This window comes from Isoptericola variabilis (assembly GCF_050311655.1).
GTDB classification, from domain to species: Bacteria; Actinomycetota; Actinomycetes; order Actinomycetales; family Cellulomonadaceae; genus Isoptericola; species Isoptericola variabilis.
This window is the reverse complement of the sequence record NZ_JBNOZM010000003.1, coordinates 149,088-161,816: the sequence shown is the minus strand read 5'-3', so window position 1 is coordinate 161,816 and position 12,729 is coordinate 149,088. Positions and strand designations below refer to the sequence as shown.

The 12,729-nt window shown below is 75.6% G+C and carries 11 protein-coding genes; 8 read left to right on the top strand and 3 right to left on the bottom strand.

Annotated features, from left to right (window positions below):
* Positions 1-48: 48 nt before the first annotated feature.
* The 5 genes from ACQP60_RS07925 (at position 49) to ACQP60_RS07905 (ending at position 5,867) form a co-directional block, all read left to right on the top strand.
* A complete protein-coding gene (locus tag ACQP60_RS07925; RefSeq protein WP_429730367.1) occupies positions 49-1,224 on the top strand; it encodes a M14 family zinc carboxypeptidase in 1,176 nt (391 codons plus the stop codon).
* Positions 1,225-1,406: 182 nt separating this feature from the next.
* Complete coding sequence (locus ACQP60_RS07920; protein ID WP_429730365.1) at positions 1,407-2,723, top strand: cytochrome ubiquinol oxidase subunit I; 1,317 nt, start codon at positions 1,407-1,409, stop codon at positions 2,721-2,723.
* Positions 2,720-3,706: a cytochrome d ubiquinol oxidase subunit II gene (locus tag ACQP60_RS07915; protein WP_429730362.1), complete on the top strand. Its 987-nt coding sequence runs from the start codon at positions 2,720-2,722 to the stop codon at positions 3,704-3,706. The genes ACQP60_RS07920 and ACQP60_RS07915 overlap by 4 nt, the downstream gene beginning before the upstream one ends.
* A gap of 91 nt (positions 3,707-3,797) precedes the next feature.
* Positions 3,798-4,010: a hypothetical protein gene (locus tag ACQP60_RS07910; protein ID WP_429730359.1), complete on the top strand. Its 213-nt coding sequence runs from the start codon at positions 3,798-3,800 to the stop codon at positions 4,008-4,010.
* A 78-nt stretch (positions 4,011-4,088) separates the two neighbouring features.
* Positions 4,089-5,867, top strand: coding sequence for an outer membrane protein assembly factor BamB family protein (locus ACQP60_RS07905; RefSeq protein WP_429730356.1), 1,779 nt, complete (start codon positions 4,089-4,091; stop codon positions 5,865-5,867).
* Here the strand turns inward: ACQP60_RS07905 and ACQP60_RS07900 are convergent.
* Positions 5,838-6,569, bottom strand: coding sequence for a PadR family transcriptional regulator (locus ACQP60_RS07900; protein WP_429730353.1), 732 nt, complete (start codon positions 6,567-6,569; stop codon positions 5,838-5,840). The genes ACQP60_RS07905 and ACQP60_RS07900 overlap by 30 nt on opposite strands.
* 202 nt (positions 6,570-6,771) lie before the next feature.
* On the opposite strand from ACQP60_RS07900, the gene ACQP60_RS07895 reads away from it, so the two are divergent.
* Positions 6,772-8,685 (top strand): cation:proton antiporter, encoded by a 1,914-nt coding sequence (locus tag ACQP60_RS07895; RefSeq protein ID WP_429730350.1) that lies wholly within the window; start codon positions 6,772-6,774, stop codon positions 8,683-8,685.
* Positions 8,686-8,724: 39 nt separating this feature from the next.
* Here ACQP60_RS07895 and ACQP60_RS07890 read toward each other — a convergent pair whose 3' ends face one another.
* Entirely contained in the window at positions 8,725-9,534 is an 810-nt protein-coding gene (locus ACQP60_RS07890; RefSeq protein ID WP_429730347.1) for an ABC-2 transporter permease, read from the bottom strand.
* Positions 9,531-10,442, bottom strand: coding sequence for an ABC transporter ATP-binding protein (locus ACQP60_RS07885; protein ID WP_429730344.1), 912 nt, complete (start codon positions 10,440-10,442; stop codon positions 9,531-9,533). Before ACQP60_RS07885 ends, ACQP60_RS07890 begins: the two co-directional genes overlap by 4 nt.
* Before the next feature lie 130 nt (positions 10,443-10,572).
* Between ACQP60_RS07885 and ACQP60_RS07880 the strand changes: the two genes are divergently transcribed.
* Together ACQP60_RS07880 and ACQP60_RS07875 are read left to right on the top strand one after the other, a co-directional pair.
* Complete coding sequence (locus ACQP60_RS07880; RefSeq protein WP_429730341.1) at positions 10,573-11,814, top strand: sensor histidine kinase; 1,242 nt, start codon at positions 10,573-10,575, stop codon at positions 11,812-11,814.
* Positions 11,815-11,824: 10 nt separating this feature from the next.
* Positions 11,825-12,481 carry a response regulator gene (locus tag ACQP60_RS07875; protein WP_429730338.1) on the top strand — a complete coding sequence of 219 codons (657 nt, stop codon included), beginning with the start codon at positions 11,825-11,827 and terminating at the stop codon, positions 12,479-12,481.
* The last annotated feature ends 248 nt before the right edge of the window (positions 12,482-12,729 follow it).

Sequence of the window (12,729 nt, the reverse complement as noted above, 5' to 3'; positions counted from 1 at the left end):
CCGGTCCGGGCAACGACGCCAGGACCTCCCGCGACAGAAGGAGTGACCATGACGACACGACGACGCCTGGTGGCGCTGGCCACCGGCTCGGCGATGCTGATCGGCGGGGCCGTGGCGGTGACGACGGCCGCCCCGGCAGCGGCGATCCCGCCGGAGTCGCACTGCGGCACCGAGGCCTCAGGCTCCGGCAACAACGGGTTCGTCGACCACGCCCAGCTCACGAGGACCCTGCAGAGCATCGAGCGCACCACGCGCGGAGAGGTCGACGTCGAGGTGGCCGGCCTCAGCACGCAGGGCCGGGAGATCTACACCGCCCGCGTGGGTCACGGCGACACCGTGCTGCTGGTGCAGTCGCAGATCCACGGCAACGAGATGCACGGCACGGAGGCGCTGCTCGCCCTGCTGCGGCAGTGGGGCGGCAGCACGCCCGAGGCGCAGGCGCTGCGCGACGCGGTGACGATCGTCGCGATACCGCGGCTCAACGTCGACGGGGGCGAGCTCGACCAGCGGCAGGACGCCACCACGTGGGACGACGTCGTCGCCGCGTTCCCGCAGCTCGAGGGCGTTCAGCCCGCCTGGAACTACAACGCGCGGGTGGGCGGGTTCGACGTCAACCGCGACTTCAACCCCGACCTGGACTACGTGCCGCAGCCCGAGGACTTCCCGGGCGACAGCGCGGACACGGGCTGGTACATCACCCCCGAGTCGCAGACCGTGCGCGACGTGTACCGCGGGCTCGAGGGCGAGTTCGGCACCGTCGACTACTTCGTGGACCTGCACAACCAGTGGTCCTGCTACGCCACCGAGGACCTGGAGCACATGTCGCCGCTGTCGATCTCGGCGCGGTTCATCGCCGACCCGGCGGAGTTCGGCGACTGGCCGAAGTTCGACTACGACGCGTCGCGCCGCGCCAACGTCGCCGTGTACGAGGCCCTGCAGACGCGAGGGGGCTCCGGGTTCGGTGACCTCACGCTGTACCCGCAGGACACCAACCTGCCGGGCACCGCGCTCGGGTCGTTCGCCCTGCGCGGCAGCGCCACCGTGCTCTTCGAGACGTCGAGCCAGACGCAGTACGACGGCATGAAGCGCAACGGCATGCTGCGCGCCCAGATCGAGGTCGGCCTGGGCGGGCTGGTCGACGCGGTCGCGGACGGGTCGATCGCGGACCTCGACCCGGAGACGTACGAGTCGATCCCTCAGCGGGTCTACCTGCCGGCGGACTGAGGCGGGCGCCGCGAGGCGCCGCTCTTCCGACCCGAGCCCGCACGAGCCCGCCCCGTCGTACGACCGGGCGGGCTCGTGTCGTCCACCCCGGTAGGGGAGTCCCCCGAAATCGCTCAGGGTTGTCCCCCGAAGGTCCCGAAAACCCTGGGACCGCGGGGCCCGGGCGCCCTAGCGTCAGCCGCATGACCGCCGTCGACGCCGCCCGCCTGCAGTTCGCGCTGCTCGCCGGGACCCACTTCCTCTTCGTCCTGGTGACGCTGGGGCTGGGGCCCGTCGTGGCGATCCTGCAGACCCGGTGGGCGCTCGCCCGCGACGCCGGCCGGGCGGCGACGCTCGAGACCGCCACCCGCTTCTGGGGGCAGCTCTACCTCGTCAACTACGCCCTGGGCATCGCCGCCGGCATCGTCATGGAGCTGCAGCTCGGGCTGAACTTCCCGGGCCTGCTCGACGTCGCCGGCGGCGTGTTCGGCGCCCCGCTGGTGATCGAGACGATGGCGGCCTTCTTCCTCGAGTCCACGTTCCTCGGGCTGTGGGTGTTCGGGTGGCACGTGCTGCCCCGCTGGGCGCACACGGCGGCGTTCTGGGCGGTGGTGGTCACGGGCTACCTCTCGGCGTTCACCGTGAAGGTGGCGAACGGCTTCCTGCGGAACCCGGTCGGCTACGAGATGGTCGACGGCGTGGCCCGCGTGACCGACGCGGCGGCGCTGATCACGAACCCGGCGGCCCTGGTGTCCGCGCTGCACGTCGTCGGCGCGTGCCTCATGGCGGGCGCGTTCCTCCTGGTCGGGGTCAGCGCCTGGCACCTGCGCCGGGCGCCGTCGCGGCTGCCGGGCGTCGTCGCGGCGGGCCTGCCCGGCGCCGTCATGTCGCCGGAGAACGACGTGTGGCGCCGGTCGATGCGGATCGGGCTGGCCGCGGGCACGGTCGGCGCGTTCGTCGCCACCGGCGCCGGCTACGCGCAGTTCGCGTACCTCCAGGACGTGCCCCACGGCGACCCGCCCGTGGTCGGCATCGCGTACGTCGTGATGCAGGGCGTGGGCCTGTTGGCGTTCGTCGTCGGGTGCGTGCTGCTGCTCCTGCTGCCCGGCAACGTGCTGTTCCGCCTGTGGCGGCCGCTGCGCACCGCCCTCTACGGCACGCTCACGGTGCTGCTCCCGGTGCCGTTCCTCACGGCGCTGCTCGGTTGGGCGGCCCGCGAGATCGGCCGGCAGCCGTGGGCGATCGCCGGCGTGCTGCGCACCGAGGACGCCGTCACCGACGCACCCGCCGGCCAGGTGATCACGTCCCTCGTCGTCCTCGTCGGCGTGATGCTCGCCCTCGCCGTCGTCGACTGGTCCGTCATGGCGCGCCTCGCCCGCCGCGGCACGACGCGCCTCGCCCTCGGCGCCCCGCCTGCCCAGGTGCTGCGCGACGGCGACGACGAGGCCTCGACAGGCCCGACGGGCGGGGCCACCCCCGCCGACCAGGACCAGATCCTCACCTTCGGAGGCACCCGATGAACGCGCTCGGCTGGGCCCTGCTGCTCGCCGCGCTGCTCGCCGGCTGGGCGGTGCTCGACGGCGCCGTCCAGGGCGGCGTGCCGCTCGTGCGCGCGGTCGGCGGCACGGACGACGCGCGCCGGCGGACCGTGCTCGCCACGGTCGCGCCCTTCCTCCTGCTGGGGGAGGTGTGGCTCGTCGCAGCGGCGGGCGTGCTGCTCGCCGCCTTCGGCCACGTCGAGGGCACGCTGTGGGCCGCGGGGTATCTCGTGGTGGTGGCGCTGCTGGTGGCCTGGGTGGTGCGCGACGCCGCCCTTTGGCTGCGCAGCCGCCTGCCGTCGCCGCGGTGGCGCCGGGGGTGGGACGTCGTCGGCCAGGCCGCGAGCCTCGCGCTCCCGGCGGCGTTCGGCGCGCTGGCCGGGGTCGCGTGGGTGCGGTTCTCGGTGGTCGGGCCGCAGGCCGACGCCGGCTCCGGGGTGGCGCAGGCGCTCGCGCTCGGGCTGCCGGTGCTCACGGCGGGGCTCGCCGTCGCGGCCGCGCGGGTGCACGGCGGGCTCGTCGTCGCCGCCCGGGCCCCGGAGGCGCTCGCGCACGAGGCCCGGCGGCGGGTCCGCCGCGCCCTCGTGCCGGCGGCCGCGCTCGCCGGGCTGGCCGCGCTCGGCGCGCTCGCCGTCGCGGCCCTGGGCACGGCGTCGGCCCTGGTCGCGGCCGTGCTGCTCGTCGCGGTGGCCGGCGTGGCGCTCGCGGCCCGGTTCGACCTGGACCGCGGCACCCGCCGCACGGGCGTCGTGCGTTCCTCCGGCCCGCTGCTCGCCGTCGCGCCCGTGGTGGCGACGGCCGCCGTCGTCGGGCCCGCGGTGCTCGCGCTCGCCGCGCCCGCGGCGGTGCTGCACGCCCTGACGTGGCCCGTGCTGGGCGCGTTCGCCGCCGTCCTCGCGGCGCAGGCCGTGAGCTGGCGGGTGCTGGTGCGGCCGCTCGGGCCGCGCACCGCCGTCTTCCTCTGACAGAGCCGTGACGCTCGGGCAACACCGCGGAAACGGGCGGTGCGCACCATGGGGAGGGAGCGGCCGCCGGGCCGCGCGAAGGAGGCCCACCATGGCTGTCACGATGCCCGTCCCGACCCCCGTCCCCGCCGCCTCGCGGGCGATCCTGCCCTCGCCGCACACCGCCACCGGCGCCGCGACCGTGCGCCGCGCCAACCCCGGCGACCGGCTCACGGTCGACCCGGAGGACCGTCGTCGGCGCGCCCGCACCGCGCTGCTGGAGCTGGCCGTGGCGCGCTCCGTGGAGCGGCGCCGGACCGTCTGACGGGCGCCGGCGCGGGGGCCTGAGCAGCCGGGTCGCGCACGGGTCGCCGGGCACGGGGGCCAGGCTTAGGTTCGAGAGGTGGCCCGACGACGCGGCGCCCGCCCGGACGCCTACACGTTCGACCTCGTCCCGGACGGCGACGCGCCGGACGACGCCGAGGACCGCGCGGACGCGCCGGCCGACGGGCCGCTCGACGCGCCGGTCCGCGTGCCGGTCGTCGAGGCCACCCGGGGTGCCGGGCCCCACGCCCCGCTCCTCATCGACCTCGACCCCGACGACGTCGACGAGGGGTTCGGCGAGCCCCCGCCGTCGGGCGGGGGGCCGGAGCCGCTCACCTGGCGCCGCGCCCTCGACCGCTCGCGCGACCTGCTGCGCGGCCGCCGGCTGGTGGCCGCGGTGGTGGTCGTGGCAGCGGCGCTCACGGCGGTGGTCGTGGACACGGTGGGCGACCGGGGTCGACTCGCCGCCCTGCGCGCGGCGCCCGGCGGGGTGCTGGACCTGAGCGCCGAGCCGCGCGAGGTGTGGCGGGTCGAGGCCGAGGGCAGCGTGCCCAGCGGTCTCATGGCGATGGCCGGCGGGCTCGTGGTGGCGCAGGACCGGGGCGAGCTCCTCGGGCTGGACGTGGAGACCGGGGAGCGGCGCTGGCGGGTGGCGCTCCCGGCCGGCACGAGCTCGTGCGGTCCCGGGATGCAGGCCTGGTCGGGCGGGATCCAGCCGGACACGGCGGACCGGATCGTGTGCGTGACGTCGTCGCCGGACGACGGCGACCGGCGGCACGCCACGGTGACCGTGGTGGACGCGGACGGCGGCGTCGAGGGCACGCGTGAGCTGGAGAGCTCCCCGGCCGAGCTCTACCCGGGAGGCGACGGCGCGCTGGTCTCCGTCGAGTGGGTGGGTGAGGCGTCGCCCGTGGACCCGCGGGTCGCGGACGAGGTCGTCGCCGGCGTCGCCGACGCGGGGGCCATCGCGGACGGCTACGACCTGCGGGTCCGGGTCGAGGACGCGCTCACGGGGGAGCGTCGGTGGCAGCAGACGGTCCCGTTCGACGGGGGCGTGGACCCGTCGTTGTGCGTGCGGTGGTCCGACGACGGCACGACGTCGGGGGTGGACCTGCGCGGCGGCGTGCAGACGATGGTGACGGACCGGCTGCTGTGGCTCGGCGGGTGCGGCATCGACGCGTGGTTCACGCCGGACGGCGCCCGCCTGGACCGGCCGGGCGACCCGGGCACGTTCGAGGGGTTCACCGTGGAGCCGCTGACCGGCGACGGCTACGTGGTGCGTACCGACTCCGACGACGTCGGCCTGGACGCCCTCGCGGACGCCGACCGCCTGCTGCGCGACGACGGCACGGAGATGCGCGAGGTGCGCGGGCGCTACCTCGTGCCGCTGAGCACGGACGGCGGCGGCGACGGGGTGCACCTCGCGCGGCGCGGCGACGCGACCGTCGCGACGTCGGACGACGGGACGGAGCTGTGGCGCACGGACGTCCGCGGCACCAGCCTGCTGGTGCGGACGGCGCAGGTGGCGGTGCTGGTCGACGAGGGCCGACGCGTGTACGGCGTGGACCTCGGCACGGGGGACGTGCTGTGGGTGCGGCCCGACCTCGTGGAGGGGCTCGACGCGATGGGGGCGTACGGGCCGCGGTTCGTCGACGCGGCGTTCACCGACGGGCGGCTGGCCGCGTTCGTGGTGCCGGACTACGCCCGAGGCGACGTCGTGCACTGGGTAGCGCTCGACGCCGCCTCGGGTCGTCAGCTGTGGCAGGTCGAGCTCGGCGGCGACGGCTGGGGGGTCCAGCTCGCGGTCGCCGGCCGGCTCGTCCGCTGGTCACCGGCCGAGATCGTCGGGCTCGGCTGACGGGTCCGCGTCGTCCGCGTCGTCGTCGGTGTCGACGGGGTCGGGGGCGACGTCGTCGGCGAGCACGAGGTAGACCTCGCGTCGCGCCTTGTCGAGCACGGCCGCCGCGGCCTCGGCCTGCGCCCGGGTGCCCGCGCGGGCGACCTGCTCGACGGCGCCGCCCAGGGCGCGCATCGCGTGGTGCAGCTCGTGCCCCTGGCGCCGCGGGTCCTCCGCGACCTTCTGCCACGGGGTGCCGAGCTCGTCGCGGTGCTCCTCGACGTAGGCGCGGCCGGAGTCGGTGAGCGACGCGAGGCGGCGTCCGCCGTCGTCGGCCACCGTGACGAGGCCCTCGTCCTGGAGCTGGGAGATGGCCGGGTAGACGGCGCCCGGGCTGGGGCGCCAGCGGCCGTCGGTGCGCTCGGCGAGCTCGGTGATCACCTGGTAGCCGTGCATCGGCCGCTCGGCGAGCAGCAGCAGCAGGGCGGCGCGGATCTCGCCGCGGCCGGCGCGGCGTCCGCCGCCCCGGTGGCCGCGCGGGCCGAAGCCGGGGCCGAAGCCCGGGCCGGGAGGGAACCCGGGGCCGAAGCCCCCGGGGCCGGGGAAGTCACCGCGCCGGCGGCGGTCGCCGCGCGGGCCGGGCTGACGGTCGAAGGGGTGCCGGTCGAACGACCGGGGGTCGTAGGTGCGGGGGTCGAAAGGGATGTCTCGAGGGGTACGCATCGGAGTGGTCCTCACTGGTTCGAAGGCTGTGGTGGAGGTGTGTCGCCCGGGGAGGAGCTCTCGACCCGAGCGGCGACGTATCTAAGATAGGACGCGATATATCTTTAACGCAAGGCCCGGAACGATGTGATCTGGATCACTCCGATACCGATGGGGTGACGGGCCCAGGAGAACGCGCGGAGGTGCGCCTACGTTGTTCGGCATGGAAGTCCTGCTCTTCGGCGTGCTCGCTGCGGTCGTCGTCATCGCCGTCACCGCCCTGGCGCCCCGGGCCGGGGTCGCCGCACCGCTGGTCCTGGTGCTGATCGGCGTCGCCGTGAGCTTCCTCCCCGCCGTGAAGGCCATCGAGATCAACCCCGAGGTCATCCTCGTCGGCGTGCTGCCCGCGCTGCTCTACGCGGCGGCGGCGTCGCTGCCGACGATGGACTTCCGCCGCGACTTCACGGCGATCGGCGGGATGGCCGTGCTGCTCGTGGTGATCACGGCCGTGCTGCTCGGGTTCGTCTTCTCGTGGGTGATCCCCGGGATCGACCTCGCCGCCGGCATCGCGCTCGGCGCCATCGTCAGCCCGACGGACGCCGTCGCCACGTCGATCATCAAGAAGCTCGGCGCGCCGCAGCGCGTCGTCGTGATGCTCGAGGGCGAGGGCCTGCTCAACGACGCCACGTCGCTGGTGCTGCTGCGCTCCGCCATCGCGGCGACGGCGGCCAGCGTCAGCCTGTGGGAGGTGGTCGGGAGCTTCGCCAAGGCCGTGCTCCTCGCCGTCGTCATCGGCCTGGTCGTCGGCCGCCTCGGCCTCTGGGCCCGCGAGCACCTGCGGCACGCGGCGCTCTCCACGGCCGTGTCGTTCGTCGTGCCGTTCGCGGCGTACCTGCCGGCCGAGGAGCTGGACGCGTCCGGCATCGTCGCGGCCGTCGCGGCGGGTCTCGTCACGAGCACGCTGTCGGCACGGCACCTCAGCCCGCAGGACCGGGTGGCCGAGCGGATGAACTGGCGCACCATCGAGACCCTGCTCGAGGGCGGGCTGTTCCTCGCCATGGGCCTCGAGGTGTTCGGCCTGGTCCAGGACGTCCGCGAGGCGCACGGGTCGCTGTGGACGGCGGTCGGCGTCGCGGCGCTCGCGGCGGTGGGCATCATCGCGCTGCGCGCGCTCTTCGTGCTCCCGCTGCTGCGCTACCTCGCCGCGCGCCGCCGCCGGGCCGAGCAGGTGCGCGACACCCTCGACCGCATGGAGCAGCGGGTCTCCGCGAAGCTCGACGAGTTCGCCGACCCGAACGGGATCATCACGCCCGACGCCGCGAAGGCGCTCTCGGCCGTGTGGACGCAGGGCGACCAGCGGGTGTGGGAGGCGGGCAACCCGCGCCGTCAGGTCCGCCGGGTGCAGCGCCGCGTCGAGGCCGAGGCGATGAAGCGCCGGGCGTCGTCGGGGCGCCTGTCCGACGACGACCGGGAACGGATGCGGCAGCGTCGCATGGCGCGTGTCGCCGAGTTCCGCAAGCGGTTCACGCGGCGCATCGCGGACGTCGACTACCTGCTCGCGGCCCCGCTCGGGCCCCGGGAGGGCGTCGTCATCGTGTGGGCCGGGATGCGGGGCGTCGTGACGCTCGCCGCGGCCCAGACGCTGCCCAAGGAGGACTTCCCGCAGCGCTCGCTGCTCGTCCTCATCGCGTTCGGCGTCGCGGCCGGCACCCTGCTGGTGCAGGGCGGCACGCTGCCGTGGGTGGTGCGTCGGCTCGGGCTGGCGGGCGTCACGTCCTCGCGGTTCGACGAGGGCACGCAGGGGCTGCGCGAGATCGTCGACGGCACGGCCCGCGACATGCTCGACGACCCCGAGCTGCGCCGCAAGGACGGCACCCCGTACGCGCCGTACGTCGTGGAGCGGGTACGGACCGTCGTCGTGCGCGAGCAGGCCGACCAGGACGAGGAGGAGGCCACGCCCGAGGAGCTGTCGGCCCAGTTCTTCGAACTGCGGCTCGCGACCATCGCCGCGCAGCGCAAGGCCCTGCTCGAGGCCCGAGCCCTGGGGACGTTCGACTCGGACCTGCTGAGCAGGGCCCTGGAGCAGCTCGACGCCGACCAGATCGCCGTCGAGATGCGCGGGCACCTCGACGGCTGATCCGGCCGGTCTGGCCGGCTGGTCTGGCCGGCCGACCGGTCAGGACGACGAGATCTCGCTGCGCGCCGTCCGCCAGAGGCCGCCCGCGAGCGGCGCGACCACCCAGATGAGCGTCGCCGTGCCGAGCTGGGCCCAGCCCTGGCCGTCGAGCGCGCTGCCGAAGAGCAGCGGCTCGCCCGCCGTGCCGAGGTCGATCCAGGGCAGGACGTCGGCCATGCCGGGCACCAGCCCGCCGACGACGCCGAACAGCGTCGGAGCGAGGAGCAGGGTGACGATCGCGGCCGGCGTGCTGCGCAGCAGGAGGCCGAAGCCCACGCCCTGCGCCATGAACAGGACGACGGAGAGCGCCAGGTAGAGCACGGCGCGCACGGAGACGTCCCAGGCCGGGTCGGCGTCGCGGAACGCGACGACGAGCAGGTGCGCGAGGGCGGCGAGGCCCACCGTCACGACGAGCAGCGCCAGGCCGGAGCCGATCGCGCCGACCACCTTGGCCAGCCCGACGCGCGTGCGGCGGGGTTCGAGCGTGAACGTCACCAGGGCGGTCCGCTGGGACCACTCGGACGTCGCGGCGAGCACACCCACGATGGGCAGCAGCATCGCCATCGGCGTGGTCGTGCCGACGACGAACGCGGAGAACGAGTGGTTGCCCCCGTTCACCGCCATCATCACGGCGAGCACGGCCGCAGTGATGATCGCGATGACGGCGAGCATCCAGCGGCCCGCGCGGGTGTCGAGCTGCTTGCGCCACTCGACCAGCGTGAGGGTCGCGAAGGACACCGGGCGCAGGTCGGCGCCCGGACGGTTCGTGCGGCTCGCGCCGGCGGCGCGGGTCGGGGTCGCGGTGGTCATGCCGACACCTCCATGCGGGTCTGCTCGCGGGCGTCGTCGGCGGTGAGCTCGAGGAAGAGGTCCTCGAGGCCGCGGGAGTCGGCGGCGCGCAGCTCGGCGAGCACGACGCCCGCCGCGGCGGCCGCCCGACCGACGTCCACGGGCTCCGCCTCGACGGACAGCCCGCCGGTGGCGAGCTCCTCGACGCCGGCCCCGCCCTGCCGCAGGGCGAGGGCGAGGGCGCCGTCGTCGGTGGAGCGGACGAACGTGCCCGCCTGGCGCAGCAGGTCGTCCTTGTGCCCCTCGGCGACGACGCGACCGCGCCCGATGACGACGATCCGGTCGGCCACGGCCTCCATCTCGCGCAGCAGGTGCGAGGACAGCAGCACGGTGCCGCCGCGGCGGGCGAAGTCGTCCAGCAGGTCGCGCATCCAGCGGATGCCGGCGGGGTCGAGGCCGTTGGCCGGCTCGTCGAGGATCAGCACCTCGGGGTCGCCGAGCAGCGCGGACGCGAGGCCGAGCCGCTGCCGCATGCCGAGGGAGTACTGGCCCACGCGGCGGGCGGCCTCGCGGTCGGTGAGGCCTACCAGGTCGAGCGTGGTGTCGATGCGGCGGCGGTCGACGCCGGTCATGAGCGCGGCGAGGGTGAGGACCTCGCGCCCGGTGCGGCCGGAGTGCTGGGCGCCGGCGTCGAGCAGCACGCCCACGCGCCGCCCGGGGTTGGCGAGCGCGGTGAACGGCAGGCCGAGCACGCGGGCGGAGCCCGACGTCGCCGGGGTGAGGCCGCAGATCATGCGCATCGTCGTGGACTTGCCGGCGCCGTTGGGGCCGAGGAAGCCCGTCACGTGCCCGGGCTCGACGGTGAACGACACGTCGTCCACGGCCACGGCCGGCCCGTATCTCTTCGTCAGGTGCTCCACGGTGATCATGGCTCCACCCTGCCCGGGCGCGGGCGCCCGCCGCGTCCGGCGAGGGGATGGTTCGTGTCCTCCTTCCGGAGGATGCGCCGTCGACCGGTGGCGGATGCCCGCGGCCCCGCCGCTGCCTAGGCTCGACGTCGTGCCCACCGCCCCCGCCCTCCCGTCCCGAGGCCGCCGTGTCTGGGGCGAGACGTGGCGCGTGCTGGTCGCTCTCCTCACGGGCCTGACGGTGATGCTCCTCGTCGCCTGGGAGGTGGACACGGGCGAGCGGTCGATGTCCGACGGACAGGTGGCGCTGGACTTCCTCGTCGGCCTGGTGGCGCTCGGCCTGCTGCTGCTGCGGCGCAGGGCTCCCCTGACGATCGCTCTGGTGCTGTGCGCGGCGTCGGTGGTCTCCACGCTGGCCGTGGGCGCCGAGACGATCGCCGTGATCTCCCTGGCCACGGGGCGGCGGTGGTGGAAGATCGCGGCCGCGGGGGTGGCGTTCGTGGTCGCCGGGCGCGCGTACGCCGAGCTGCACCCCTACGTCGCGCCGTCGCCGTACGACGCCTGGGTGGACCTCGCCGCCGGGGTGGGGATGTACGCCCTGTTCGTGTGGATCGGCGCCTACATCGGGCTGCGGCGGGAGCACCTCGCCTCGCTGCGGGAGCGGGCGGAGACGGCGGAGCGGGAGCAGGCGAGCCGCGTCGCGCAGGCGCGGACGGCGGAGCGCACGCGCATCGCCCGGGAGATGCACGACGTGCTGGCGCACCGCATCTCGCTGGTCGCGATGCACGCGGGCGCGCTGGCCTACCGCACGGACCTGCCGCCGGAGAAGGCCGCGGAGACGGCCGCCGTGGTGCGGGACAACGCGCACGCCGCGCTGGCCGAGCTGCGCGAGGTGCTGGGCGTGCTGCGCGACCCGCTCGCCGGGAACGGGGCCGCGCCGCCGGAGCCGCCGCAGCCGTCGCTGGCCGACCTCGCGGAGCTGTTCGCCGAGGCCCGCGCGAACGGCGCGGACGTCCGGGTCGAGGGGGATCTCGACGACCTGGCCGAGCGGACCGAGGGGCTCGGGGAGGCGGTCAGCCGGCACGCGTACCGCATCGTCCAGGAGGGGCTGACGAACGCGCGCAAGCACGCCCCGTGGGCGCCGGTGGCCGTGTCGGTCGCGGGCGCGCCGGGCGACGGGCTGACGATCGTCGTGCGCAACCCGGTGCGCAGCGTCGGCCCGCGGCCGGAGGCTCCCGCGCCGCCGCCGTCGGGCCTCGGCCTGGTGGGGCTGACGGAGCGCGTGGAGCTCGTCGGCGGCCGCCTGTCCTACGGCACGACGGCGGACCCGGTGGCGCGCGACGGGCGCGGCGCGGCGTTCGTGCTGGAGGCGTGGCTACCGTGGGCAGCATGAGGCGGGTGGCATGACGACGCGGGTGGTGCTGGTCGACGACGACGCCCTGGTGCGCTCCGGGCTCACGCTCATCCTGGGCGGTGACCCGGACCTGGAGGTCGTCGCGACGGCGTCGGACGGGATCGAGGCGCTGGACGTCGTGGCGCGCGAGCGGCCCGACGTCGTCCTCATGGACATCCGCATGCCCCGCCTGGACGGCATCGAGGCGACGCGCCGGCTCCGCTCGGTCACCGACGCGCGGGTCATCGTGCTGACCACGTTCGACGCGGACGACATGATCGTCGAGGCGCTGCGGGCCGGGGCCGCCGGCTTCCTGCTCAAGGACACCCCGCCGGACCGCCTGGTCGCCGCCGTGCGTGCGGCCGCCGCCGGCGAGCCGACCCTGTCGCCGCGCGTCGCGGAGCAGCTCATCGCGCGGGTCACCGACCGCTCCGCCCCCGACGGGCGGCGGGCCGCCGCCGCGCGGCTGGAGACGCTGACCGACCGCGAGCGCGACGTCGCCCTCGCCGTCGCGCGCGGGCTGTCCAACGCGGACATCGCCGCCGAGCTGTACATGAGCGTCCCGACCGTGAAGACGCACGTGTCGCGCATCCTCACCAAGCTGGACGCCGCCAACCGTGTGCAGGCCGCCATCGTCGTGCACGACGCCGGGCTCGCCGCCGGGTGAACCGTTCCGGCCGGCCCCGCATCGCCCGGCCCGGCATCGCCCGGCCCTGCATCGGCGTGTCGCGGGTTCGGCGCGTCGTCACGCCCCGCGGGTTGTCGTGTGGGGCACTGTCGGCGTACCGCGAACCGGGCCACCCGAGACAGCGCGAGTCCTGCTCAGGCCAGCTCGCCTGCGACGCCGGAGCCGTGCTCGCTGAGCGGGAGCGGCTCCGGCAGAGCCGTCGATTCGTGCGCAGCCGCAATGGGTGC

Coding starts and splice junctions, on each gene's coding strand:
- ACQP60_RS07915 (WP_429730362.1), top strand. CDS start 2,720: ATGAACGCGCTCGGCTGGGCCCTGCTGCTCGCCGCGCTGCTCGCCGGC.
- ACQP60_RS07875 (WP_429730338.1), top strand. CDS start 11,825: ATGACGACGCGGGTGGTGCTGGTCGACGACGACGCCCTGGTGCGCTCC.
- ACQP60_RS07920 (WP_429730365.1), top strand. CDS start 1,407: ATGACCGCCGTCGACGCCGCCCGCCTGCAGTTCGCGCTGCTCGCCGGG.
- ACQP60_RS07895 (WP_429730350.1), top strand. CDS start 6,772: ATGGAAGTCCTGCTCTTCGGCGTGCTCGCTGCGGTCGTCGTCATCGCC.
- ACQP60_RS07910 (WP_429730359.1), top strand. CDS start 3,798: ATGGCTGTCACGATGCCCGTCCCGACCCCCGTCCCCGCCGCCTCGCGG.
- ACQP60_RS07900 (WP_429730353.1), bottom strand. CDS start 6,569: ATGCGTACCCCTCGAGACATCCCTTTCGACCCCCGCACCTACGACCCC.
- ACQP60_RS07890 (WP_429730347.1), bottom strand. CDS start 9,534: ATGACCACCGCGACCCCGACCCGCGCCGCCGGCGCGAGCCGCACGAAC.
- ACQP60_RS07885 (WP_429730344.1), bottom strand. CDS start 10,442: ATGATCACCGTGGAGCACCTGACGAAGAGATACGGGCCGGCCGTGGCC.
- ACQP60_RS07925 (WP_429730367.1), top strand. CDS start 49: ATGACGACACGACGACGCCTGGTGGCGCTGGCCACCGGCTCGGCGATG.